At 62.5% G+C, this 23737-nt stretch carries 16 protein-coding genes and 1 riboswitch; of the genes, 13 read left to right on the top strand and 3 right to left on the bottom strand.

What is annotated here, in order from left to right:
• Nucleotides 1-175: 175 nt before the first annotated feature.
• Nucleotides 176-1459, top strand: coding sequence for an O-acetylhomoserine aminocarboxypropyltransferase (locus OVA00_RS12210; RefSeq protein ID WP_060580876.1), 1284 nt, complete (start codon nucleotides 176-178; stop codon nucleotides 1457-1459).
• A 50-nt stretch (nucleotides 1460-1509) separates the two neighbouring features.
• Nucleotides 1510-1854, top strand: coding sequence for a cupin domain-containing protein (locus OVA00_RS12205; RefSeq protein WP_268089011.1), 345 nt, complete (start codon nucleotides 1510-1512; stop codon nucleotides 1852-1854).
• A 35-nt stretch (nucleotides 1855-1889) separates the two neighbouring features.
• On the opposite strand, the gene OVA00_RS12200 is transcribed toward OVA00_RS12205, so the two are convergent.
• Nucleotides 1890-3128: a cytochrome P450 gene (locus tag OVA00_RS12200; RefSeq protein WP_268089010.1), complete on the bottom strand. Its 1239-nt coding sequence runs from the start codon at nucleotides 3126-3128 to the stop codon at nucleotides 1890-1892.
• A gap of 205 nt (nucleotides 3129-3333) precedes the next feature.
• Between OVA00_RS12200 and OVA00_RS12195 the strand changes: the two genes are divergently transcribed.
• From OVA00_RS12195 to OVA00_RS12155, 9 genes are all read left to right on the top strand, one after another.
• Nucleotides 3334-3981, top strand: coding sequence for a VOC family protein (locus tag OVA00_RS12195; protein WP_268089009.1), 648 nt, complete (start codon nucleotides 3334-3336; stop codon nucleotides 3979-3981).
• Between the two features lie 159 nt (nucleotides 3982-4140).
• Nucleotides 4141-4998, top strand: coding sequence for an endonuclease/exonuclease/phosphatase family protein (locus OVA00_RS12190; protein WP_034803635.1), 858 nt, complete (start codon nucleotides 4141-4143; stop codon nucleotides 4996-4998).
• A gap of 19 nt (nucleotides 4999-5017) precedes the next feature.
• The gene (locus OVA00_RS12185; protein WP_060522187.1) at nucleotides 5018-6577 is read left to right on the top strand and encodes a phospholipase D family protein; all 1560 of its coding nucleotides are present in this window, start codon (nucleotides 5018-5020) and stop codon (nucleotides 6575-6577) included.
• A 287-nt stretch (nucleotides 6578-6864) separates the two neighbouring features.
• Nucleotides 6865-7497, top strand: a complete 633-nt coding sequence (locus OVA00_RS12180) for an ATP-dependent Clp protease proteolytic subunit (RefSeq protein WP_034803630.1) — start codon at nucleotides 6865-6867, stop codon at nucleotides 7495-7497.
• A gap of 284 nt (nucleotides 7498-7781) precedes the next feature.
• Complete coding sequence (gene clpX / locus OVA00_RS12175; protein ID WP_034803621.1) at nucleotides 7782-9059, top strand: ATP-dependent Clp protease ATP-binding subunit ClpX; 1278 nt, start codon at nucleotides 7782-7784, stop codon at nucleotides 9057-9059.
• Nucleotides 9060-9443: 384 nt separating this feature from the next.
• Nucleotides 9444-11864 carry an endopeptidase La gene (lon, locus tag OVA00_RS12170; protein ID WP_060522188.1) on the top strand — a complete coding sequence of 807 codons (2421 nt, stop codon included), beginning with the start codon at nucleotides 9444-9446 and terminating at the stop codon, nucleotides 11862-11864.
• Between the two features lie 220 nt (nucleotides 11865-12084).
• Nucleotides 12085-12360 carry a DNA-binding protein HupB gene (hupB, locus tag OVA00_RS12165; protein ID WP_034803616.1) on the top strand — a complete coding sequence of 92 codons (276 nt, stop codon included), beginning with the start codon at nucleotides 12085-12087 and terminating at the stop codon, nucleotides 12358-12360.
• A 124-nt stretch (nucleotides 12361-12484) separates the two neighbouring features.
• A riboswitch (FMN riboswitch) is annotated at nucleotides 12485-12667 on the top strand.
• Nucleotides 12668-12754: 87 nt separating this feature from the next.
• The gene (locus tag OVA00_RS12160) at nucleotides 12755-13669 is read left to right on the top strand and encodes a DMT family transporter (RefSeq protein WP_060606660.1); all 915 of its coding nucleotides are present in this window, start codon (nucleotides 12755-12757) and stop codon (nucleotides 13667-13669) included.
• Between the two features lie 67 nt (nucleotides 13670-13736).
• Nucleotides 13737-15944, top strand: a complete 2208-nt coding sequence (locus OVA00_RS12155) for an esterase-like activity of phytase family protein (protein WP_268089008.1) — start codon at nucleotides 13737-13739, stop codon at nucleotides 15942-15944.
• A 95-nt stretch (nucleotides 15945-16039) separates the two neighbouring features.
• Here the strand turns inward: OVA00_RS12155 and OVA00_RS12150 are convergent, their stop codons facing one another.
• Complete coding sequence (locus OVA00_RS12150) at nucleotides 16040-16516, bottom strand: MarR family winged helix-turn-helix transcriptional regulator (protein WP_034803611.1); 477 nt, start codon at nucleotides 16514-16516, stop codon at nucleotides 16040-16042.
• A gap of 228 nt (nucleotides 16517-16744) precedes the next feature.
• A complete protein-coding gene (locus OVA00_RS12145) occupies nucleotides 16745-18583 on the bottom strand; it encodes a HAMP domain-containing methyl-accepting chemotaxis protein (RefSeq protein ID WP_090294529.1) in 1839 nt (612 codons plus the stop codon).
• Nucleotides 18584-18962: 379 nt separating this feature from the next.
• Here OVA00_RS12145 and OVA00_RS12140 point away from each other — a divergent pair, with 379 nt between their 5' ends.
• Together OVA00_RS12140 and OVA00_RS12135 are read left to right on the top strand one after the other, a co-directional pair.
• Nucleotides 18963-20243: a metallophosphoesterase family protein gene (locus OVA00_RS12140; protein ID WP_090294527.1), complete on the top strand. Its 1281-nt coding sequence runs from the start codon at nucleotides 18963-18965 to the stop codon at nucleotides 20241-20243.
• On the top strand, nucleotides 20243-23698 hold the full coding sequence (locus tag OVA00_RS12135) for an ATP-binding protein (protein ID WP_268089006.1): 3456 nt from the start codon (nucleotides 20243-20245) through the stop codon (nucleotides 23696-23698). The genes OVA00_RS12140 and OVA00_RS12135 overlap by 1 nt, the downstream gene beginning before the upstream one ends.
• Nucleotides 23699-23737 lie beyond the last annotated feature (39 nt).

The raw sequence follows: 23737 nt of genomic DNA, 5'->3' as shown, positions 1-23737 counted from the left end.
ACAACCGTCAGTTCTTGAAAAATCCTCTTTGACCGCATGCGAAGGCTCTGGAATAGTGCCGCGGCTTGCGCGTGCAACTGCGCAGGTCCGATAGCGGTTCACGCGTAGATTCAAGGTGATAGAGCGTCTCCGGCGCGCCGGTTGGCGGCCGCGCTCTGGTCACGGGAGGGACGAAATGACGAAAGACAATCCTGGTTTCAACACGCTCGCAATCCATGCGGGGGCGCAACCTGACCCGACCACGGGTGCACGGGCGACGCCGATCTACCAGACGACGAGCTTCGTCTTCAACGACACCGACCATGCGGCGGCACTCTTCGGTCTCCAGCAGTTCGGCAACATCTATACCCGCATCATGAACCCGACGCAGGCAGTGCTCGAAGAGCGTATTGCCGCGCTCGAAGGCGGCACGGCGGCGCTCGCCGTCGCCTCCGGCCACGCCGCACAGCTCCTCGTCTTCCACACGATCATGAGCCCGGGCGACAATTTCATTGCCGCCAACCGGCTTTATGGCGGCTCGGTCAACCAGTTCGGCCACGCCTTCAAGTCCTTCGACTGGCAGGTCCGCTGGGCCGACCCTGCCGATCCGGCTTCCTTTGAGGCGAAGATCGATCGGCGCACCAAGGCGATCTTCATCGAGAGCCTCGCCAATCCCGGCGGCACCTTCGTTGATATTGCCGCCATCGCCGAGGTTGCCCGCAAGCACGACCTGCCGCTGATCGTCGACAACACCATGGCCACACCTTACCTGTTGCGGCCGCTGGAGCATGGCGCCGATATCGTCGTGCATTCGCTGACGAAGTTCATCGGCGGCCACGGCAACTCCATGGGCGGCGTCATCGTCGATGGCGGCACCTTCGACTGGTCGAAGTCCGGCAAGTATCCGATGCTGTCCGAACCGCGTCCGGAGTATGCCGGCGTCGTGCTGCATCAGACCTTCGGTAACATCGCCTTCGCCATCGCCGCGCGCGTCCTCGGCCTGCGCGACTTCGGTCCGGCGATCTCGCCGTTCAATGCCTTCATGCTGGTGACCGGCTCCGAAACGCTGCCGCTGCGCATGCAGCGCCATTGCGACAACGCGCTTGCGGTCGCCAAGTGGCTGAAGACGCACGACAAGATTTCCTGGGTCAACTATGCCGGGCTGGAGGACGACCCGAACCACGCCCTGCAGCAGCGCTATTCGCCGAAGGGCGCCGGTGCCGTCTTCACCTTCGGGCTCAAGGGTGGCTACGAGGCGGGCAAGCGTTTCGTCGAGGGGCTGGAAATGTTCTCGCACCTCGCCAATATTGGCGACACGCGCTCGCTCGTCATTCACCCAGCCTCCACCACGCACCGCCAGCTGACGCCCGAGCAGCAGGTGGCGGCCGGCGCCGGCCCTGACGTCGTGCGCCTGTCGGTCGGCATTGAGGATGTCTCGGACATCATCGCCGATCTCGAACAGTCGTTGGCAAAGCTTTGAAACACTAGCCGCGAAGGGCGCGTCAGCGCGCCCTTCGCAAGGGTGCCAAGATGACGAATATGCAGAAGTTTGACCTGTCCACCGTCGAGGCGGAAATCGGTACGCCGGCGGCCGACCGGCTCATCTCAGGCGCGCCGCAGTTCAAGACCTGGAGCCTTGAGGAGGCCGAAGGCGGTCTCTATGCCGGGGTCTGGGAATCGACGCCCGGCAAATGGCGGATCGTCTACGAGGAGTGGGAATACTTCCACATCCTCTCAGGCTATTCGATCGTCACGCAGGATGGCGGCGAAGCGGCGCATCTGCGCGCCGGCGACAGCATGATCCTGCGTCCCGGCTTTGAGGGCACCTGGGAGGTCGTGGAGACGACCCGCAAGGACTATGTCATCCGTCTGTGATCGCTGGGGCACCGGAGATCAGTCTTCGGTGCTCGTCACCAGACGAGGTCGAGGCGTTCCAGGCCGTGAAAATGGAACGCGTCCTTGATCTCGGGCTCGTTCTTCAGTCGCATGTTCGGCAGGCGCTGAAACAGGATCGGCAGCGCCAGATTGAGCTCCAGCCGGGCAAGCGGCGCGCCGATACAGAAATGCAGGCCCGCTCCGAAAGAGACATTGGCGCCTTCGTCGCGTGTCGGCCGGAACGCGTTCGGTCCGGTGAACTTCTTCGGGTCCACATTCGCCGCTCCGAGCAGCAGGCCGATCTTGTCGCCCTTTCGCAGAGTGACGCCTTCATCGAGTTCGATATCCGAGAGCGCATAACGCTGGAAAATATGCAGCGGTGCCGCAAAGCGCAGACACTCCTCCACCGTCAGCGCGGTTGCCGTCTCCGTAGCAAACAGGTCTTTCGCCGAAAGCCCGGATTGCAGGATTGTCTTCACCGCGTTGCCGATCTGGTGCACGGTCGCCTCGTGACCTGCATTGAGGAGGAGGGCGGTGGTCGAGACCAGCTCCGCCTCCGACAGCCGCTCGCCATCCTTTTCCGAAGTAATCATGTGCGTCAGCAGGTCGTCTGCGGGGGTGCGGCGCTTCTCGGCGATGATGCCGCGCAGATAGTCGGCAAAATCTGCGGAGGCTTGGTTAGCGTCGAGTTCGGTCTCGTAGCTCGGGTTGAAGACATACATCCGAACCATGCGATGCGACCAGTCGAGCAGATCGGGCGCCGCTTCGACGGGAATGCCGAGCATGCGGGCGATGATCGTCACCGGAAGCGTTTCGGCAAAGCTTTTCAGCAGTTCGACCTCGCCGTCATCGGCAAAGCCGTCGATGAGGGCATGCGACAGTTGCTCGATGTCCGGCCGGAGCTGTTCGATCTGCCGCGAGACGAAGGCCCGGTTGACGAGCGTGCGCAGCCGCGTGTGCGCCGGTGGTTCGAGTTCCAGCAGCGAATGTTCTTCGAGCGCGTCGAAATCCTTCAGATGCGGCTTCGGCAGCGGCAGGCCGAGTTCGTCGCGTGTCGCCACATGCAGTATCTGCCGGCCGAAGCGTCGGTCGCGCAAAAGCGCGTTCACCAGGTCGTAGCCGGCGAAATACCATTGCTGACGTTCCTCCCAGAAGAAGGTCGGGCACTGCGCATGGATCTCGGCATAGGCTGCGAGCGGATCACGGTAGAAGGCTGGATCCCGCGCGTCGATGGAAACGCGCCTCAGCGTGCGGTCGATGGAAATGGCAGGCATGGCAGCGGCTCTTCGCGGACTTCAATGGTCCCTATGTCTAAGGGAACCGCGGTTCGGCCGGCAAGGGCGGATATCGGCACCCGCGGCCATCAGGGCGTTGACAGCACGTGCCATGGCGGCCAATCTCTGCTGGCTGCGTAGGGCGCATCGGCAGAGGGCTGAAAGGGCAACGCCCGCCTACGGAACACAGACCGTAGTTGCGCCCATGCCAAACCTTGAAAACCTGAAGAAGCAGGCGAAGCAATACCTCAGATGGCATCGCGACCAATACTATCCGGTCGCAGCCGAGATCAGGGCTGCCTTGCCGCGCTTCCGCGATCTTGACGACGAGACCATTCTCAAGTCGGAGTTCAAGCTCGCCGACGCGCAGGAACTGATCGCGCGTCAATCGGGGTTCGACAGTTGGCAGGCGCTCAAATCAGGAGCCCTGACAATGACCATGCAATCCAAACCCGCCACACCGCAGCCGGTGCTGCAATCGACAGCCGCGCAGTTGTTCGTTGCCGATATCAGCGCCGCGTGCGACTTCTTCACCGAGAAGCTCGGCTTTGCGGTCGATTTCGTCTACGGCGATCCGCCCTTCTACGGGCAGGTGATCCGGGACAATGCTCGGCTCGCTCTGCGTCTCGTCTGCGAACCCGTCTTCGTCGGCGACATCCGGCAGCGCGAGCACCTGCTTTCCGCCTCCATCGCCCTCGATACCGCCAATGACATCAAGCAATTGTTCCTGAGCTACCAGTCGGCCGGGGTCTTTTTTCACCAAACGTTGCGCACGGAACCCTGGGGTGCACGGACGTTTATCGTGCTCGATCTCGACGGAAATCTGATCCTGTTTGCAGGGCCGGCCGATTGAACGAAAGCGCGGGAAGGGGCGCCGGTAGCGCGCGTTTGCTGCCGGCGTCCGTATCTCCAGGCGTGCTATCCGCGGGGAACAAACTTCCGCTTTCCTCCCTTTTTCTGTGGCACCAGGCGACCTATTTGCGCATGATGCGGCCAGCAAGCAGGGAGCGGCATGGGAAAAAACCAGTCCAGTCTATCGGCGGGGATCGTCGCTGCGATCCGCAAGAGACGCCCCACCGTCGTTCATCGCGAAGCCGCGGTCAGCCGTGGCGATATCGTCATCGCCTCCTACAACATTCACAAATGCGTCGGCACCGACGGGCGCTTCGACCCCGGTCGTACCGCCAATGTCATCGGTGAGTTGGGCGCAGATATCGTCGCGCTTCAGGAGGCCGACCAGCGGTTCGGTGAGCGTGCCGGTCTGCTCGATCTCGAGCATTTGCGCCGCGAGGCACACCTTGTTTCGGTGCCGATTTCCGGCTTTTCGACCAAGGGTCATGGCTGGCACGGCAATGTCCTGCTGCTGCGTGAGGGCGCCGTTTCCGACGTGCGGCAGCTCAAGCTGCCCGGCGTGGAACCGCGCGGTGCGCTGGTCGTCGATCTCGATCTGAAAGTGGGGCCGCTGCGCATCATCGCCGCCCATCTCGGACTTCTGCGGCATTCGCGTGCCCAGCAGGCCGAGGCGATCCTCGAGGCAGCGTCCGACGCGAACGGGCGGCCGACGCTGCTCATCGGCGACCTTAATGAATGGCGGATGGGGCGGCGTTCATCGCTGTCCTTCCTCAGCCCGGTATTCGATCCGTCCCACGCGACGGTCGCCAGTTTTCCCTCACGCTTTCCCCTGTTGCCGCTCGACCGTGTGCTCGGAAACCCGCATAGCCTGGTGACGTCGGTCGCCGTGCACGATTCACCGTTGGCGCGGATCGCCTCGGATCATCTGCCGGTAAAGGCCTCGATCGACCTGAAGGCGGCGCAGCCGGAACAAAGAGACGGCCGACGGGTCGAAGCCGGGCGTACGGGGGCGGCCTAAAGGCACGGGCGAGTTTTCGATGGGATCCTCTATCCTGTTCACCGTTGCCGCCATCCTCGGACTGGTTGTGGCGACGGTTCTCTATGTCTACGGCCGATTCGGCCGCCGCCCGCACGGGCCGCCGTCAAGCGCACTCCCGCTGGCCGATGCCGGCACGGAGCTCGACCGATATGTGGCGCCGCTCGTTGCGGGGCAGGCGGGTGCCAATGGGGTGGCGCTTGTTTCCGATAATATCGAGGCCCTGGTGGTCAGAGCGCACGCAGCACGGCGCGCCGGACGCAGCCTCGACCTGCAGTACTACTACTGGAAGGGTGACCTGACCGGTCTTCTTCTCGCCCGCGAGATCCTGGCCGCCGCGGACCGTGGCGTGCGCGTCCGGCTGCTGCTCGACGACATCAATGCGGGCATCCATGACCGAATGTGCATCGCACTCGACGCCCATCCCCATATCGACGTACGGCTCTTCAATCCGAGCCGGGCGCGCACCGACCGCTTTCGCCGCGGCTTCGAAATGGCGATCCGCGCCTTCAGCGCCACGCGCCGCATGCACAACAAGCTCTGGGTAGCCGACGGCCGCGTTGCGATAGCCGGCGGCCGCAACATCGGAGACGCCTATTTCGATGCCGCCGAGCTCTCCAATTTCCGTGACCTCGATGTCTGGATGGTCGGACCCGTGCTGGAGCAGGCGTCTGCCATGTTCGACCGCTACTGGAACAGCACATCCGTGCTCCCGATCGCGGCGCTGCGCACGCCGCGCAAGCAGTATCTGCCGGCACTGCGCGATGCCGTCGAAGGATTGGTGCGCACGCCGGCAGGCCGGTTCTATCTCGAGCGCGTCGACAAGGCGGTTGAAGAGGCGGAGATCTACCAAGGCACACGGCGGCTTCACTGGAGTTCCGAGATCCGTCTGGCATCCGATCCGCCGGAAAAGGCGCTGATGCAGCGGCGCCAGAACTGGCTGCTGCGCGAACTCTTTCCGCTGATCGAGGCAGCCACGCGGGACTTGCGGATAATCTCGCCCTATTTCATTCCCGGCGTTGCCGGCACGCGGGAGCTCGCCGCCATTGTTTCGCGCGGCGCTCGCGTGGCGGTCCTGACCAATTCGCTTGCAGCGACCGACGTTGCCGCCGTTCACGGCGGTTATGTCAAATATCGCCGGAAGCTCATCCGGGCCGGCGTCGCGCTCTTCGAGTTGAAGGAGCAGGGCGATGTCGCCGAGGGACACCGCATGACATTGTTCGGACGCCGCAACGCGAGCCTGCACAGCAAGGCGTTCGTGGTCGACGGCCTGAACGGTTTTGTCGGCTCGATGAACTTCGATCCGCGCTCAGCTTCACTCAACACGGAAATGGGCGTCGTCTTTCAGGATGTGGCACTCGCCGGCGAACTGGCTTCCATGTTCGAGGAGGAAACTTCGCCGTCGATCAGCTACCGGGTCGACATCGAAGGATCGCGTCTTGTCTGGCGTGATCGCGCCAATGGCTCCGAGCGGCTGGTGCGCCACGAGCCGGACGCGAGCCTGGCAAGGCGCATGATCGCCGGGGTAATCCGTGTGCTGCCGATCGAGTCGCAGCTGTGAACAGCGCCCAGGTTCGCGGATTTCCCCTTCGTTTACCGATATCGCCGAAGCCTGTGTGCAGAGTTTGCGTCCATGGCCTCAACCGAGGATATCGATGGAAAAATGTTCTATCGCCAACCATGTGTGGAGGACGGCCGAACTTCGAAGCAAAGCGGACCTTCGATTAAGCTTATCGAAGCTTCGCGACTTGAAGTGAAGGGTGTTGACACTCTATGTAGGAGCAGAAGGTAAATCCCGTGATTCCCGGTTCGCAAAGGTTTTGCGAACCCGATTGATGAAGGTTCGATATGAGAAATCCCGTTGATACCGCCCTGGCACTGGTGCCGATGGTTGTTGAACAGACCAACCGCGGTGAACGTTCCTACGATATCTTTTCGCGCCTTCTGAAGGAGCGCATCATCTTCGTGACCGGCCCGGTCGAAGACCAGATGGCAACGCTCGTCTGCGCCCAGCTTCTTTTCCTTGAGGCGGAAAACCCGAAGAAGGAAATCGCGCTCTACATCAATTCGCCGGGCGGCGTCGTCACGTCGGGCATGGCGATCTACGACACGATGCAGTTCATCAAGCCGGCCGTTTCGACGCTTTGCGTCGGTCAGGCGGCCTCGATGGGTTCGCTGCTCCTGGCCGCCGGCCACAAGGACATGCGTTTCGCCACGCCGAACGCGCGCATCATGGTTCACCAGCCCTCGGGCGGTTTCCAGGGCCAGGCCTCGGATATCGAGCGCCACGCCAAGGACATCCTGAAGATGAAGCGCCGCCTCAACGAGGTCTACGTCAAGCACTGCGGACGGACCTATGAAGAGGTTGAGCAGACGCTCGATCGCGATCATTTCATGAATGCGGACGAAGCTCTGAGCTGGGGCCTTGTCGACAAGGTTCTGACCTCGCGCGAAGAGATCGAGGGCGGCGAGCAGGCCTGATAACGCGCATTTGTGTCGGGATAGATGTAATTGTGACACAATTGTAATGGCTCAAGGGCTTTATCGACAGGGTAAAGCCGGTAATATGAACCATTAATGCTATGTTGGAATCTGTCAGCGTAGTGTTCGTTCGGAGTTGGGAGAGTCGTTGCGACTGCGTCGGGCGTTTACGCCTGGGGCGGTGAGTACTCCCGGAAGCCCTGTTTGAGGTTGAGGCTCAGGGCAAATTGAGTGGTCCGCGATACTTATCTTGAAAGTGTCCGGCGTGCTGGAAGGAAGTGGAAATGAGCAAGGTCAGCGGAAGCAACGGCGGTGACTCGAAGAATACACTTTATTGTTCGTTCTGCGGCAAGAGCCAGCACGAAGTCCGAAAACTGATTGCCGGACCGACCGTGTTCATCTGCGATGAATGCGTCGAACTGTGCATGGATATCATTCGCGAAGAGAACAAGACCTCGATGGTCAAGTCCCGCGACGGTGTTCCGACCCCTCAGGAAATCATCAAGGTTCTGGACGAATACGTCATCGGCCAGCAGCAGGCGAAGCGCATCCTGTCGGTCGCCGTTCACAACCATTACAAGCGCCTGGCGCACGCCGCCAAGGGAAGCGACGTCGAGCTTGCGAAGTCGAACATCATGCTGGTCGGCCCGACCGGCTGCGGCAAGACCTATCTCGCCCAGACGCTCGCCCGCATCATCGACGTGCCGTTCACCATGGCCGACGCCACGACGCTGACCGAAGCCGGTTATGTCGGTGAAGACGTCGAGAACATTATCCTGAAGCTGCTTCAGGCTGCCGACTACAACGTCGAGCGCGCCCAGCGCGGCATCGTCTACATCGACGAAGTCGACAAGATTTCGCGCAAGTCCGACAACCCGTCGATAACCCGCGACGTATCGGGCGAGGGCGTGCAGCAGGCGCTTCTGAAGATCATGGAAGGCACGGTTGCCTCGGTACCGCCGCAGGGCGGCCGCAAGCATCCGCAGCAGGAATTCCTGCAGGTGGATACGACCAACATCCTGTTCATCTGCGGCGGTGCCTTTGCCGGCCTCGACAAGATCATCTCCGCCCGTGGTGAGAAGACCTCGATCGGTTTCGGCGCAACGGTCCGCTCGCCGGAAGATCGCCGTGTCGGCGAAGTTCTGCGCGAACTGGAGCCGGAAGATCTCGTCAAGTTCGGCCTGATCCCGGAATTCATCGGTCGTCTGCCGGTTCTGGCGACGCTCGAAGATCTCGATGAAGATGCGCTGATCCAGATCCTGTCCGAGCCGAAGAACGCTCTGATCAAGCAGTACCAGCGCCTGTTCGAGATGGAAGACGTCGAACTGACCTTCCACGAGGACGCGCTTCGCGAGATCGCGCGTCGGGCGATCGTGCGCAAGACCGGTGCCCGTGGCCTTCGCTCCATCATGGAGAAGATCCTGCTCGACACCATGTTCGAGCTGCCGACGCTCGAAGGCGTGCGCGAAGTGGTCATCTCGGACGAGGTGGTCAAGGGCGCTGCCCGGCCGCTCTACATCTACTCGGAACGGTCGGACGAAAAGACCAACGTTTCGGCCTGAGCGTCCTGAATTATCCTTTGAGAAGCCCGCCTCGTGCGGGCTTTTTCATGTCTGCTTCATGTGTTCACACTTAGCTGTTGAGACACCTGCGCCGGGGCGCAGATTTCACAATTCGATTGTTGCTAAAGTGCCGCAAACAACGCAATGATGTGACGATTCAATGAAGGACCTTAATGGTTGCGGTCCATGAGCTTGTAGTCCGTCGCAAGGTCCGCAACAGCATTGATGCGTAGTCAGAAGGACCCGGCCACTGTTTGTGGATGTCTGCGTCGAGCCTTGAAATGGACGCGGTCGCACTCCACTTTCATGTGGAAAATATGACAGCCGGGAGTGCCTGTGGGGCTCCCGGATACGGGCCCGAAATCGGGACGGAAAGGAAATGATATGACGAACAAAACGTCACCGGCGACTGAAAGCGCGACCTACCCGGTCCTGCCGCTCCGCGACATCGTAGTCTTCCCGCATATGATCGTGCCGCTTTTCGTCGGCCGCGAAAAATCGATCCGTGCGCTTGAGGAAGTCATGGGCACCGACAAGCAGATCATGCTTGCCACCCAGATCAACGCCACCGACGACGATCCGGAACCGTCCGCGATCTACGAAGTCGGCACAATCGCCAACGTTCTGCAACTGCTGAAGCTGCCCGACGGCACCGTCAAGGTACTGGTCGAGGGCCGCGCGCGCGCCAAAATCGACGGCTACACGCCGCGCGAGGAATTCTATGAGGCTGCGGCGCATAGCCTGAGCGAGCCGGAGGAAGATCCGGTCGAGATCGAGGCGCTCAGCCGCTCGGTCGTCTCCGAATTCGAAAGCTACGTAAAGCTCAACAAGAAAATCTCTCCCGAGGTCGTCGGCGTTGCCAGCCAGATCGAGGACTATTCGAAGCTGGCCGACACGGTTGCTTCGCACCTGTCGATCAAGATCGTCGAAAAGCAGGAAATGCTGGAGACCACCAGCGTGAAGATGCGCCTGGAAAAGGCGCTCGGCTTCATGGAAGGCGAGATCTCCGTCCTGCAGGTGGAAAAGCGCATCCGCTCGCGCGTCAAGCGCCAGATGGAGAAGACCCAGCGCGAGTACTACCTCAACGAACAGATGAAGGCGATCCAGAAGGAACTCGGCGACGGCGAAGACGGCCGCGACGAGATGGCCGAGCTCGAAGAGCGTATCGCCAAGACCAAGCTTTCCAAGGAAGCGCGCGAAAAGGCTGATGCAGAGCTGAAGAAGCTGCGCCAGATGAGCCCGATGTCGGCGGAAGCCACCGTCGTTCGCAACTACCTGGATTGGCTGCTCGGCCTGCCCTGGGGCAAGAAGTCGAAGATCAAGACCGACCTGAACCATGCCGAGGAAGTGCTCAACGTCGATCATTTCGGCCTCGACAAGGTCAAGGAGCGCATCGTCGAGTATCTCGCCGTGCAGGCGCGTTCGACCAAGATCAAGGGCCCCATCCTGTGCCTCGTCGGCCCTCCGGGCGTCGGCAAGACCTCGCTCGCCAAGTCGATCGCCAAGGCGACCGGCCGCGAATATGTGCGCATGGCGCTGGGCGGCGTTCGTGACGAAGCCGAGATCCGTGGCCACCGCCGCACCTATATCGGCTCGATGCCGGGCAAGGTCGTTCAGTCGATGAAGAAGGCGAAGCGGTCCAATCCGCTGTTCCTGCTCGACGAAATCGACAAGATGGGCCAGGACTTCCGCGGCGATCCGTCGTCGGCGCTGCTCGAGGTGCTGGATCCGGAACAGAACTCGACCTTCATGGACCACTACCTGGAGGTCGAATACGACCTGTCCAACGTGATGTTCATCACCACCGCCAACACGCTGAATATCCCGGCGCCGTTGATGGACCGCATGGAAGTGATCCGCATCGCCGGCTACACGGAAGAGGAAAAGCTGGAAATCGCCAAGCGGCATCTGCTGCCGAAGGCGATCCGCGACCACGCGCTGCAGCCGAAGGAATTCTCGGTCACAGACGGCGCGCTGATGGCGGTCATCCAGACCTACACCCGCGAAGCCGGTGTGCGTAACTTCGAACGCGAGTTGATGAAGCTCGCCCGCAAGGCCGTGACCGAGATCATCAAGGGCAAGGCCAAGAAGGTCGAAGTGAACGCTGCCAACATCAACGACTATCTGGGCGTTCCGCGCTTCCGCCACGGCGAAGCCGAACGTGACGATCAGATCGGTGTTGTCACCGGTCTCGCATGGACTGAGGTCGGCGGCGAGCTTCTGACGATCGAAGGCGTCATGATGCCCGGCAAGGGCCGCATGACCGTCACCGGCAACCTGCGCGACGTGATGAAGGAATCGATTTCCGCGGCGGCTTCTTATGTCCGCTCGCGCGCAATCGACTTCGGCATCGAACCGCCGCTGTTCGACAAGCGTGACATCCACGTGCACGTACCGGAAGGTGCGACGCCGAAGGATGGCCCTTCGGCCGGCGTCGCCATGGCAACCACGATCGTGTCGATCATGACCGGCATCCCGATCTCCAAGGATGTTGCAATGACAGGCGAGATCACGCTGCGCGGCCGCGTGCTGCCGATCGGCGGTCTGAAAGAGAAGCTCCTGGCAGCGCTGCGGGGCGGCATCAAGAAGGTGCTGATCCCGGAAGAGAACGCCAAGGATCTCGCCGAGATCCCGGACAACGTGAAGAACGCGCTCGAAATCATCCCGGTTTCGCGGGTGGGCGAAGTGCTCGAACACGCTCTGGTGCGCATGCCGGAACCGATCGATTGGGACCCGGCAAACGAGCCGGCAACCGTAGCACCGGTTGATTCGCAGGACGAAGCAGGCTCCTCCGTCGCCCACTGACGGGGGCTTGAAAATGGGTGCAGCCGGCTCGCGCGGCGCTCATTTTGCAGAAAAATTGGGAAGACCGGCCATTGGCCGGTCTTTTTTGTTGTAAAAGCGCCCTGCAAGCCTTGCATTCCAAGGGATTAGGCGCAATTGGGAAAGGCAAGACGCGGGCGAAGCGCAAGCCGCCGCGCCTTAAAACACAGTCGTTTCGAACCAATCTGAAAGGGGTGGAAACATGAACAAAAATGAGCTCGTGTCTGCCGTTGCTGAGAAGGCCGGACTTTCCAAGACCGACGCATCTTCTGCAGTTGATGCAGTTTTCGAGACCATCCAGGCTGAGCTGAAGAACGGCGGCGACATTCGCCTGGTCGGCTTCGGCAACTTCTCGGTTTCGCGCCGCGAAGCCTCGAAGGGCCGTAACCCGTCCACGGGTGCGGAAGTTGACATCCCGGCACGCAACGTGCCGAAGTTCACGGCCGGCAAGGGCCTGAAGGATGCCGTCAACGGCTGATGAGATTTGCTTGGCGGCCGGACACGAGGCCGGCAGTCCAGGTATTCGAGGGTTCGGCGCAAGCCGGACCCTTTCGCATTTTGGGGGCAGCCCTTGCGGGTGTCCGTCATTTGCTCTAGGGCTTGCCCATTCTCAGGGCGGGGTGAAAGTCCCCACCGGCGGTAAGGGCATGACAGCGCGGCGTCTTGGAGACGCGCGAAGGTGGCCCAAGCCCGCGAGCGCCTTTCCTCGATTTTTGGGGAGAGGGTCAGCAGATCCGGTGCAACTCCGGAGCCGACGGTCATAGTCCGGATGAAAGAGAATGGTCGCTGGCACGAAGGGCAGGGATGCCCGGCGTCGTGCCGTGCGCTCATGCGTCCTGATTTGTGTTTGGTCCGCTTTCAGGGTGCATGACATGAATCAGACTTCCCTCGGCTTTTCCTCCTCGCGCGCCATGGCCGGAGCCGGCTTCATGGTGTTGGCCGGGATCGCTTTCGCCGGCCTCAATGTCGTCACCCAATGGCTGACGATGAAGCTCGGTTTTCCAGCCACCGCCATGGCGTTCTGGCAATATGCCTTCGCCTTCCTCTTCTCACTGCCGTTTCTGCGACGCGTCGGGCTGTCGGCCATGCGCACCGACTATCCCTGGCGTCACGTCGCGCGCGTGGTGTTGGCCGCCTTCGGTGTGGGGGCCTGGGTCTCCGGTCTGGCGCACGTGCCGATCTGGCAGGCGATCGCGCTGGTCATGACCTCGCCGTTCTTCATCATCCTCGGCGCCCGCCTGTTTCTCGGCGAACGCGTCGGCGCGGCGCGTTGGGCCGCGACCGCAGTCGGTTTCGCCGGGGCGATGATCATTCTCGAACCGTGGTCGGACAGCTTCAGCTGGGCCGCCCTTTTGCCGATCCTATCGGCGCTGTTGTGGGGCGCTTCGTCGCTCATCACCAAGAGCCTCACAAGTATCGAGCGCCCCGAAACGATCACCGTATGGCTGCTTGTGCTTCTGACGCCGATCAACGGCGCCATCGCGCTTTCGGCCGGCTTCACCATGCCGGATGGGACAGCACTCGGCTTCCTGCTTCTCGCCGGGATACTGACCGTAGTCGCACAATATCTGCTGACGCTCGCCTATACTGTTGCCGACGCTGCCTACGTGCAGCCCTTCGACGATCTGAAGCTGCCGCTTAACGTCTTTGCGGGCTGGCTGGTCTTCGGTTACGCGCCGACAGGATATCTTTGGGTCGGCGCAGTGCTGATCCTTGGCGCCTCGCTGTTCATCATGCGCAACGAGATGCGGCGCGAGCGCGCCGCGCCTGCAACCGGAACGGTGTAAAACCCAAGCGTTGTCATTCGGCTGTCATCGGCATCGCGCAGAACCCCCATGTTTTCAGTGTTCGCACATGGGGGATTTCATGACCATCACTTCGCGCGTGACCGCGCTTGCGGCCGTTCTTCTTGCATCCGCAGCATTTCCTGCGGCGGCCGAGCCCGTCTTCAACCGCATTGCATCCTTTGCTGTTGCCGATAACCTGCCGGAAGGCGATGCGCGCAAGGCGCCGACATCTGCCGAAATCATCACGGCCAGCGAAGACGGCAACACGCTTGTCTATTCCGACAGCCCCGGCAAGCGCGTCGGCCTGATCGACATCACCGATGCCAAGGCGCCGAAGGCAGCCGGCACGGTCTCTTTTGAAGGAGAGCCGACCTCGGTCACCATCGCCGGTGCAAAGGCACTCGTCGCGGTCAACACGCGCGAAAGCTACGTCAAGCCTTCGGGGCTTCTTGCGATCGTCGATCTGGCCTCGAAGAAAGTCGATGCGACCTGCGATCTCGGCGGCCAGCCGGATTCGATCGCCGTCAACAAGGACCGCACGCTGGCGGCCATCGCCATCGAGAACGAGCGCGATGAAGAGCTGAACGACGGCAAGATCCCGCAGATGCCGGCCGGCGACCTCGTCATCTTGTCTTTGAAGGATGGTGTTGCCGATTGCGGTTCGCTGAAGCGCGTGACGCTGACCGGTCTTGCCGAAATCGCCGGTGAAGACCCGGAGCCGGAATTCGTTTCCTTCAACGGCAAGGACGAGATCGCGCTGACGCTGCAGGAGAACAACCACATCGTCATCATCGACGGCAAGACAGGAACGGTGAAGACGCATTTCTCTGCCGGCACGGTCGACCTCAAGAACATCGACACCAAGCGCAACGGCGCGATTGCCTTCAAGGACGAGCAGCCGGGCCGCAAGCGCGAGCCCGACGCGGTGAAGTGGCTCGACGACAACCGCATCGTTGTTGCCAACGAAGGCGACTATGAAGGCGGTTCGCGCGGTTTCACGATCTTCGACACCACCGGCAAGGTGCTCTTCGAATCGGGCGCGAGCTTGGAGCATGCGATTGCCGCCATCGGCCACTATCCGGAGAAGCGCTCTTCGGCCAAGGGCGTTGAGCCCGAGGGCCTGGAAGCGGCGAAGTTCGGTGACGACAACCTGTTCTTCGTTCTGTCCGAGCGTGCCTCGATCGTCGGCGTCTACAAGGATACGGGCGCCGAGCCTGAGCTGCTGCAGCTCCTGCCGTCGGGCATCTCGCCGGAAGGCGCCGTCGCGATCCCCGCGCGCAATCTCTTTGCGACCGCAAACGAAGTCGATCTCGTCGAGGACGGCGGCGCGCGCTCGCACGTGATGATCTATGAGCGTGCCGAGGGCGAAGCGGTCTATCCGCAGATCCGCTCCGCCGAGAAGGATGGCCTGCCGATCGGCTTCGGCGCACTCTCCGGTCTCGCTGCCGTCGCCGACAAGCCCGGCTTCCTGCGCGCCGTCAACGATTCGGTCTACTCGTCGCAGCCCACGATCTTCACCATCGACGCCACCCAGAAGCCGGCGCTGATCACCGAAGCGCTCGCCATCACCCGCGATGGCGCACCGGCGCAGAAGCTCGACATCGAAGGCATCGCCAATGACGGGGAAGGGGGCTTCTGGCTTGCGTCGGAAGGCAACTCCGACAAGCTCTACAGCCACGCGATCTTCCACGTGAACAAGAAGGGCGAGATCAAGAAGGAAATCGCCCTGCCGGAAGCGCTGCGTGCCGGCGAAACCCGCTTTGGCTTCGAAGGCATCACCGTTGTAGGCGAAGGCGACGAGCAGACGCTGTGGATGGCGGTTCAGCGCGAATGGAAGGATGACGAGAAGGGCTTCGTCAAGCTCGTCTCCTACAACCTGAAGAGCGAAGAATGGGGCGCCGTGCGCTACCCACTCGAAAAGGCCGGTGACGGCTGGGTTGGTCTGTCGGAAATTTCCGTCCACGGCGACTATGCCTATGTCATCGAGCGCGACAACCTGATCGGTCAGGCTGCCAAGCTGAAGACGATCTATCGCGTTGCGCTCTCGGAACTGAAGCCAGCTGCCCTTGGCGGTGAACTGCCCGTCGTCAAGAAGGAAGAGGTTCGTGACCTCATTCCGGAACTGAAGGCGCTGAATGGCTACGTCGTCGACAAGGTCGAAGGCTTCACCGTCGATGCCGCCGGCAACGGCTATGTCGTCACCGACAATGACGGCGTCGACGACTCCTCTGGCGAAACCCTGTTCTTCTCCATTGGCGCCATCAACGCGATGTAAGCGTTACCGCCCGGAGAAAACGGGAGAGGCCGGGACATGACGTCCCGGCCTCTTTCTGTTTCGGCACTTGTGATTTGCGACGAGCGAGAACGCTCCTAGCGGGCGATCGCGATCTGCGCTGCCTCTTCGGCCTCATCCTTGCGCTTACGGATCTCGTCCGTCCGGTCGACCAGCTTGCCGACGATATCAAAGAGCGCGTCGAGTTCTTCGTCGTCGAGGGCCGAGAAGATCTCCTCGAGCAGCTGCTTGCGCGGATGCTCTGCGGCTTCCAGTACGACGCGGCCCGTTTCGGTGATCGAGACGATCTTGGCGCGCCGGTCTTCAGGATCGGGCTTGCGCATGACCAGGCGGTCACGCTCCAGGCCGTCGATCGCTTCGGTGACGGTGCGCGGCGCGAAGTTCAGCGCACAGGCGATGTCGGTCGAACGACAGGGGCCGAGCTTGCTGAGGAAGAAGAGGAACTTGCTGCGCGCCAGCGACACGCCTTCCTCGGTCATCGATTCGTTCACCAGCCGGTGAACCCGGTGGTAAAGCTCGAACAGTCTATCGGAAACTTCAAATGTCTTCTTCATGATCGTCGCTGGAATTTCATGAGGTGCCATGTGAAATGGCAGTAACATTAGTGATAGTTATAATTGCCGCATTTGTCGACACAAACCTCCGGCGTTTCACGGTAACTCCATCGCCGACAAAGAAACGGCCGCCATTTCTGGCGGCCGTTTCACTTGATGCGGCAAGAAATTCTCGCGACAGGCGACCGTTTGCGCGTCACACGACTTGCGCGTCGCCTCCGATCGCGATCAGGCGGCCCAGCGCGCGCCGTTGGTCGACTGGGCGTAGCCGTGACCGCCAGCCTCGGCGAGCGTGAAGCGCGCGATCAGTTCGCGCAGACGGCCGGCTTCCTGGGCAAGCGTCGCGCTTGCCGCATTGGCTTCCTCGACCATCGCCGCGTTCTGCTGGGTGACCTGGTCCATCTGGTTGACTGCCGTATTGACCTCGGAGAGCCCGGCGGACTGTTCCTGTGCCGAGACGGCGATCGCGTCCATATGCTGGTTGATCGTGACGATGAAGCCTTCGATCGTGCGCAGAGCCTCGCCGGTTTCGCGCACGAGACGGACGCCGCTTTCGACTTCAACGGCGGAGTTGCGGATCAGATCCTTGATCTCCTTGGCCGCGTTGGCCGAGCGCTGGGCAAGCTCGCGCACTTCCTGGGCGACGACGGCGAAACCCTTACCGGCATCACCGGCACGCGCTGCTTCGACGCCGGCGTTGAGCGCCAGCAGGTTGGTCTGGAAAGCGATCTCGTCGATGACGCCGATGATGTTGGAGATCTGGCTCGACGAATGCTCGATGCGGCCCATCGCATCGACTGCGCCCGACACGATCGCGCCAGACTTGCGGGCACTTTCGTTGGCCTGGCCGGCAACGCTGCGGGCCTCGTGGGTGCGCTTTGACGAATTGCCGACATTGACGGTGATCTGGTCGAGTGCTGCCGCCGTTTCTTCCAGCGACGCTGCCTGCTGCTCGGTCCGGCGCGACAGGTCGTCGGCGCTCTGGCTGACTTCACGGGCACCGCTGTCGATGTTGCCCGATGCTGACGAGACGGCGGCAAGCGTGTCGGCGAGCTGGGCGACAGCCTGGTTCAGGTCGTGACGCAGTTGCTCGAAATCGGGCGAGAAGGGTTCGTTGAGCTGGAAGGCGAGATCGCCCGAAGCAAGGCGGCGCAGGCCGCTCGCAAGACCGGCGGTGGCTTCCTGAAGGCGGCGCTGGGCTGCTGCTTCCGCTTCTTCCGTCACGCGCAGACGCTCGGCTTCCGCCTTGGCGCGCTGTGTCTGGGCGTCGGCTTCGAGATGCTGATTGGCGATCGCCGCCTGGCGGAAGACCTCGACTGCACGGGCCATCTCGCCGATTTCGTCCTTGCGGGCGCCATAGGGGATGCTGCTGTCGGTGTCACCTTCGGCAAGGCGTGCCATCGAGCGGGTGATGATCTGGATCGGGCGAGCGATGCCGCGCACGGCATAGAGGATGGCGCCGAGCACGATGACGGCGGCAAGGGCGATGACGCCGATCTCGATCATGCGGATCTGGTCATGCGTGGCCGAGCTTGCGGCAACGGCGGCATCCGCGCCGGCGAGGTTCAGCGCCCGCATTTCCTTGATCGCCTCGTCGACCTTGCCTTCGGTCTCGCGCATCTCGACCTTGAAGACGCTCTGCGCCTTCATGTTCTCGAGGTTGTTGGAGAGCTTGACCATGCCTTCGGCGACGGAGAGATAGGCCTGATAGGCAGTCCGGACATTGTCGAGCGCCGCCTTGTCGGCATCGGTGACCATCAGGCTCGAATATTCGTCGGCGAGCTTGTTGAAGCCTGCGACGGTCTCACCGATGACCTTTTCCGCTGCCTTCTTTTCAAACGGCGTCAGGGAAATCAGATGGCGGGCAAACGCCATGCGGGTATCGGAAAGCTGCGTTTCGAGCGCGCGTGAAAGCGAGACGCGCGGTAGCCAGGTGGTGGCGATCTCGTTGTTGCGCTCGTTCATCATCTTGATGCCGCCGAGAGATGAAACGGCAAGCGCCGAGACGATAACGGCGACCACGAGGAAAAGGGCAATAAGCGTGTGGGAAATCTTGAGCCGTGACATGGTACCCCCGGAAGGACGGCCGTCCGTAAAACTGTACTTGAATTAAGTCATTCCGGCTCTTGATCGTCATGACGGAGCGGATAGCCGAAGCAGGAATCATTCCGGTGCCTGGACGCGCTTGAAACGCAGCCGGGGCAAACCTATCGAACAAGATGTTACAAAAGCCCTAATCGATTAAAGTGAGTATAATCTGATATTTGCAGGTAGCGCCGCGATGTCTTGAACAGACGATGTTAACAAGCGCCGCCAACCGCATTTGTATTAGCGCCGCCTTTACTTCAGCAGGCTGAAATATGCTTGCCGGTAGCCTGCGCATTTCGCAAGTGGATGACGTGTGACGGCTGATTGACGGGCGGTGGCGGGACGGCCATGGTCGGCCATGCCCTTCCGTTTCGTCCATACCGCAGACCTGCATCTCGATTCGCCTCTCCGCAGCCTCGCCCTTAGAAATGCCGACCTCGCAGAGATCGTGCGCGGGGCGTCGCGGCAGGCTATGGTCAAGATCGTCGATCTCTGCATCGCCGAAGAGGCCGATGCCCTGCTGATTGCCGGCGATCTATATGACGGCAGCCAGACGTCGATGAACACGGCCCTGTTTCTCGGGCGGGAACTGCGCCGGCTGGATGAACACGGCATCCGCGTCTTCATCATCCGCGGCAACCACGACGCCCAGTCGCAGGTCACCAATGAACTGACCCTGCCGCCATCCGCCCACGTCTTCAAGGGCAGGGCAAAGGCGGTGGTCGCCAAGACGCTGGCAAGCGGTCGCGACGTCTATGTGCACGGCGTAAGCTTCGCCAGCCCGCATGCGCCCGAAAGCCTGCTTCCGGCCTTCCAGCCGCCGGTGCCCGGCGCGGTGAACATCGGCATGCTGCACACGAGCCTCGCAGGTGCCGCGGGTCACGATCTCTATGCCCCCTGCAGCGTCGCCGATCTCGTTGCCCATGGCTTCGATTACTGGGCACTCGGCCACATCCACCAGCGGCAGGTCCACGCGGCGGAGCCCTTCATCGTCATGCCGGGTATGCCGCAGGGTCGCGACATCAATGAAGTCGGCGTGAAGAGCGTGTCGTTCGTCACGGTCGACGACGACGGCCATGTCAGTCTTGCCGAGCGGGCGATCGGCATCGCCAGCTTCGAACGCCTTCGTGTCGATCTGACGGGCATCACGGAATGGCGCGACATGCTCGATGCCGTCAGGCAGGCGCTTTCGCGCACCTGTGGTGAAGCGGCGGCAGAGAACGTCATCCTGCGTCTGACGCTCGCCGGCGCGACGCCCTTGGCCTGGCGCCTTCGCCGTGACGCGGACCTGTTGCGGGCGGAGATCGACAACATTGCCGCCGGCATCGCCGGCTGCTGGATCGAGAAGGTCGAACTCACCTGCGGCAACGCCCGGACCGAAAAACCGGGCGCCATGCTCGATCCCGTCGAAGAGCTGGCGGCGCTCGTCGAAGCGGACGTCTTGCCGGCGCACGGGTTTCGCCAGGACGTGCTGGCGGCCGTGGAAGACGTCCTGCAACAGCTTCCGCCCGAGCTTCGCCAATCGCTGGCGCCGGACGAAGAGGCGGTCGCGCGGCTGGCGTTTGAAGCCGGTGTGTCGGGAACCGCCGAGGTGCTCGCCCATCTTCATGGCGGTGGCGCCGGCGAGGGTGGCCACTGATGCGGATCAGCGCGCTCGATCTCGTCCGCTACGGCAAGTTTACCGATCGTCGCCTTGACTTCGGCGATGGCGTGCCCGGCACTCCCGACCTCCACATCGTCTACGGCCCGAACGAGGCTGGAAAATCGACTCTGTTTTCCGGTTTTCTCGACCTACTCTTCGGCATCGAGCATTCGAGCCCCTACGGCTTCCTGCACCCTTACCAGACGATGCGCGTGGGCGGCACGATCGAAGCGGCCGGCCGCAGCGATCGGGTCTTCCGCATCAAGAGAAAGACGAATTCACTGGTCGGCCTCGACGACCAGCCCTTGCCCGACAACACGTTTTCCGGAGCGCTCGGCGCGATCGATCGCGACACCTACCAGATGATGTTCTCGCTGGACGACGAGAGCATCGAGAAGGGCGGCGAGGCGATCCTGAAAAGCGAGGGCGAACTCGGGTCACTGCTGTTTTCGGCGAGCTCGGGCCTGCCGGACAGCACGGCGATCCTTGCGGCCCTGCGCGGGCAGGCCGACGGCTTCTACCGGCCACAGGCGCGCAAGCATCAGCTTGCGGAACTGAAAGGCGAGCTTGAGGCCCTGAGGGTCGAACGCAATGCGCTCGATATCAATGCACGCGAATATGCGGCGCTGCGCAAGACGCTGACGCAGGCGCGTGAACGCCACGACGAAGCGATCACGCGTCGAGCCGAGTTGCGGCTGGCGCGGGCCCGCCTGAAAGCCGAGGTCGAAGCGTTGCCCCATTTCGGCAGGCTTCGCGCCCTCCGTGCGGAACTGGCGGGCGCTCCGCCGCTGCCGGTACCGCCAGCGGAGTGGGCGAGTGAACTGCCGGCGCTTCGGCGCCAGGAGGCGGAGACCGAGATCAGGCTACGACAGATCGACAGCGAGATGCAGCATCGCCGCGATGCGCTCGAGGAAATGCCGCTCGACAAGGAAGGCCTCTGCCTGATCGAGCGCCTGACCGCGCTTCAGGAAACCGCGCTTGATGCGCGTTATGTCACCGCGGCGCGCGACATGCCGTCTCGATTGGAGGATCTGGCGCGGACCGGGGCAGAAATTCTTGGCTGCCTGTTGCGGCTCGGCGAACCGGCCGACCGCGATCCCGCGTCGCTTTTACTTGCGGCCGGGACCGGCGCGCAGCTTCAGGATTTGGCGCGCCGGCACTCGGCCCTCGTCGAGCGTGTCGCTTCGGCGCGCCTGGAGCTGCAGAGCGCCGTCGAAGCGGATCGGGACGCTGAAGGCGATTTGCTGCGGCTCGAAGAGCAGGGGGCAGCGGACGTCTCCGGGCTTGCCGAAAAGCTGTCGCTGTTGCGGCGCAGTGACTTCGTCCTGCGCAAGCAGGCGGCGCAACAGGCCATCGACCGGCTGGATGCGGAACTCGCCGACAAGCTCGTGCTGCTGAGGCCCTTTGCCGGAACAGCCGATGATCTTCTCGCGCTCGACGTTCCGTCGCCGGCAACGCTGGAGACCTGGCACAGGGCGGCTGCCAGCCAGGAGGAGCGGCATTTGCGAGTCGTCGACCGCATCGCTGCCGAGCAGGAGTTGCTGGCGGGGGACGAGGCGCGGCTGGCCGGGCTGTCCGCCGTTGGCGGCACGATGGACGATTTCTCGGCCTCAGCACTGCGTCAGCGCCGCAATGAAGCGTGGCGCCAGCACAAGGCGGAGCTTGCTCTGGAAACGGCCACTGCCTTCGAGCAGGTGATGAGCGAAGACGACGAGGTTTCCGCGCGACGCCTTGCGGACACGGCGCAGCTTGCCGACATGCGCGGCTTGTCGCTGTCGATCGCCGAGCGGCGTGCCCGCATCGCGACGCTGCGTCGGCAGGAGGAGCAATTTCTGGCCGACGCGACGACGCAAGCGCAGGTGTTGGCAACAGCCGTCTTGGCCTGCGGCTTACCTAGCGTGATGCGTCTGACGCAACTGGAGCCTTGGCTGACCACACGGCTTGCGGCGCTGGACCTGCGCGCGCATTTGCGCGCGGCGCGCCAGGATTTCGATCGCGCCCATTCCGAGGAGGCCGAAGCGATTGCCAGCTTGCGCGAGGAGCTTGCGGCTATAGATATCGGCGGACGCCTGCCGGAGCGGCTCGACAACCTTCTCCTTGCCGCCGAGCAGGCGGTGTCGCAGGCGCGTGCGCTGGAGGGCGCCCGCAACGCAGCCCGTGAGGCGGCAAAGCGGGCGCGAACGCTTCTGGAAAGCCGGCAGTCGGCGCTCGATCTGGCTGAAGACGCGATGGACGCGTGGCAAGAACAATGGTCGGAACTTCTTGCCAAAAGCTGGCTGGCCGCGCGGAGCGAACCGCTGACGCCAGAGCAGACCGGTCCGATGCTGGCGATCCTGCAGGAGCTCGATAAGCTGACGCAGCGCAAGGCCGACCTCGAATATCGCATCGCCGGCATGCGCAAGGACCAGGTTGAATTCGACCGCGCCATTGCCGAGCTTGCCTGCGGGACGGCCGCTGATGACACACTGACGACCTACATGACGTTGAAGACGCGCGCCGCCGAGGCGCAGCGGCTTTCGGATCGCCGCGCAACCTTCCTCGCCGAAATCGCCCGCCTGGAGGAAGAGCGGCGTGTCGCCTGTGCGAAGCGGGAGCTCCATGTGGCGCGCAGGCGGCAGGTGCTTGAATTCTTCGACTGCGAAACGCTCGATGAGGCCGCGCAGCTATTCGAGGCCGGCCGGGAACAGCAGCGCCTGCGTGAACGCATCGCCGAATCGGAGGCGGATCTTGCCTCCCGCCTTGATGTCGCCGAGAGCACGCAGGCGGAGGCTTTGCTCGCGGAACTCGATGACACGGCGGTGCGGCTGGAGCTGGCACGGCTGGATGCCGCACTCGAACAAAGCGACCGCGACGTCAGTGAACTGCATACGGAGATGCGGGAAAGAGAAAAGGCGCTCGCGGCTGTCGAAGGCGGCGACACGGTCGCAGAACTCGAACAGAAGCGGCGGACGTTGCTGCTCGACATCGAAAACAAGGCGCTTGCCTATCTGCGGCTTCGCGCCGGCGTCATCGCCGCCGAGACCGCGCTCCGGCTTTTCCGCGAGCGGCATCGCAGCGTAATGATGCGGCGCGCGTCGGAGACCTTCAGCCGGATCAGCGGCGGAGAATATTCCGGCCTGTCGGCGCAGTCCGACCGGGGACAGGAGTTCCTGATCGCCAATGCGTCGGCCGGCGGGTCGAAGCTTGCCAAGGATCTCTCCAAGGGCACGCGCTTTCAGCTCTATCTGGCGCTCAGAATCGCCGGCTATCACGAAATCGCAGCCGCGCGCGAATCGCTGCCCTTCATCGCCGACGACATCATGGAGACCTTCGACGACGGCCGCGCCGGCCGCGCCTTCGAGCAGATGGCAGAAATGGCCCGCGTCGGCCAGGTGATCTATCTGACGCACCACGAGCATCTTTGCGAGATCGCCCGTGAGGCCTGTCCGACTGTGACAATCCACAGGTTATGATAGGCTCGCGGGCGAGGTTGGGCCTGTCCGCCGTAGCGC

The organism is Ensifer sp. SL37, from assembly GCF_026672675.1.
Lineage (GTDB): Bacteria > Pseudomonadota > Alphaproteobacteria > Rhizobiales > Rhizobiaceae > Ensifer > Ensifer adhaerens.
The sequence above is the reverse complement of the archived record's forward strand: the minus strand, read 5'-3'. Positions and strand labels throughout refer to the sequence as shown.

Excerpts from the sequence above, each read along its gene's own strand:
- OVA00_RS12210 (WP_060580876.1), top strand. The coding sequence starts at position 176 with ATGACGAAAGACAATCCTGGTTTCAACACGCTCGCAATCCATGCGGGG.
- OVA00_RS12205 (WP_268089011.1), top strand. The coding sequence starts at position 1,510 with ATGACGAATATGCAGAAGTTTGACCTGTCCACCGTCGAGGCGGAAATC.
- OVA00_RS12200 (WP_268089010.1), bottom strand. The coding sequence starts at position 3,128 with ATGCCTGCCATTTCCATCGACCGCACGCTGAGGCGCGTTTCCATCGAC.
- OVA00_RS12195 (WP_268089009.1), top strand. The coding sequence starts at position 3,334 with ATGCCAAACCTTGAAAACCTGAAGAAGCAGGCGAAGCAATACCTCAGA.
- OVA00_RS12190 (WP_034803635.1), top strand. The coding sequence starts at position 4,141 with ATGGGAAAAAACCAGTCCAGTCTATCGGCGGGGATCGTCGCTGCGATC.
- OVA00_RS12185 (WP_060522187.1), top strand. The coding sequence starts at position 5,018 with ATGGGATCCTCTATCCTGTTCACCGTTGCCGCCATCCTCGGACTGGTT.
- OVA00_RS12180 (WP_034803630.1), top strand. The coding sequence starts at position 6,865 with ATGAGAAATCCCGTTGATACCGCCCTGGCACTGGTGCCGATGGTTGTT.
- clpX (WP_034803621.1), top strand. The coding sequence starts at position 7,782 with ATGAGCAAGGTCAGCGGAAGCAACGGCGGTGACTCGAAGAATACACTT.
- lon (WP_060522188.1), top strand. The coding sequence starts at position 9,444 with ATGACGAACAAAACGTCACCGGCGACTGAAAGCGCGACCTACCCGGTC.
- hupB (WP_034803616.1), top strand. The coding sequence starts at position 12,085 with ATGAACAAAAATGAGCTCGTGTCTGCCGTTGCTGAGAAGGCCGGACTT.
- OVA00_RS12160 (WP_060606660.1), top strand. The coding sequence starts at position 12,755 with ATGAATCAGACTTCCCTCGGCTTTTCCTCCTCGCGCGCCATGGCCGGA.
- OVA00_RS12155 (WP_268089008.1), top strand. The coding sequence starts at position 13,737 with ATGGGGGATTTCATGACCATCACTTCGCGCGTGACCGCGCTTGCGGCC.
- OVA00_RS12150 (WP_034803611.1), bottom strand. The coding sequence starts at position 16,516 with ATGAAGAAGACATTTGAAGTTTCCGATAGACTGTTCGAGCTTTACCAC.
- OVA00_RS12145 (WP_090294529.1), bottom strand. The coding sequence starts at position 18,583 with ATGTCACGGCTCAAGATTTCCCACACGCTTATTGCCCTTTTCCTCGTG.
- OVA00_RS12140 (WP_090294527.1), top strand. The coding sequence starts at position 18,963 with ATGCCCTTCCGTTTCGTCCATACCGCAGACCTGCATCTCGATTCGCCT.
- OVA00_RS12135 (WP_268089006.1), top strand. The coding sequence starts at position 20,243 with ATGCGGATCAGCGCGCTCGATCTCGTCCGCTACGGCAAGTTTACCGAT.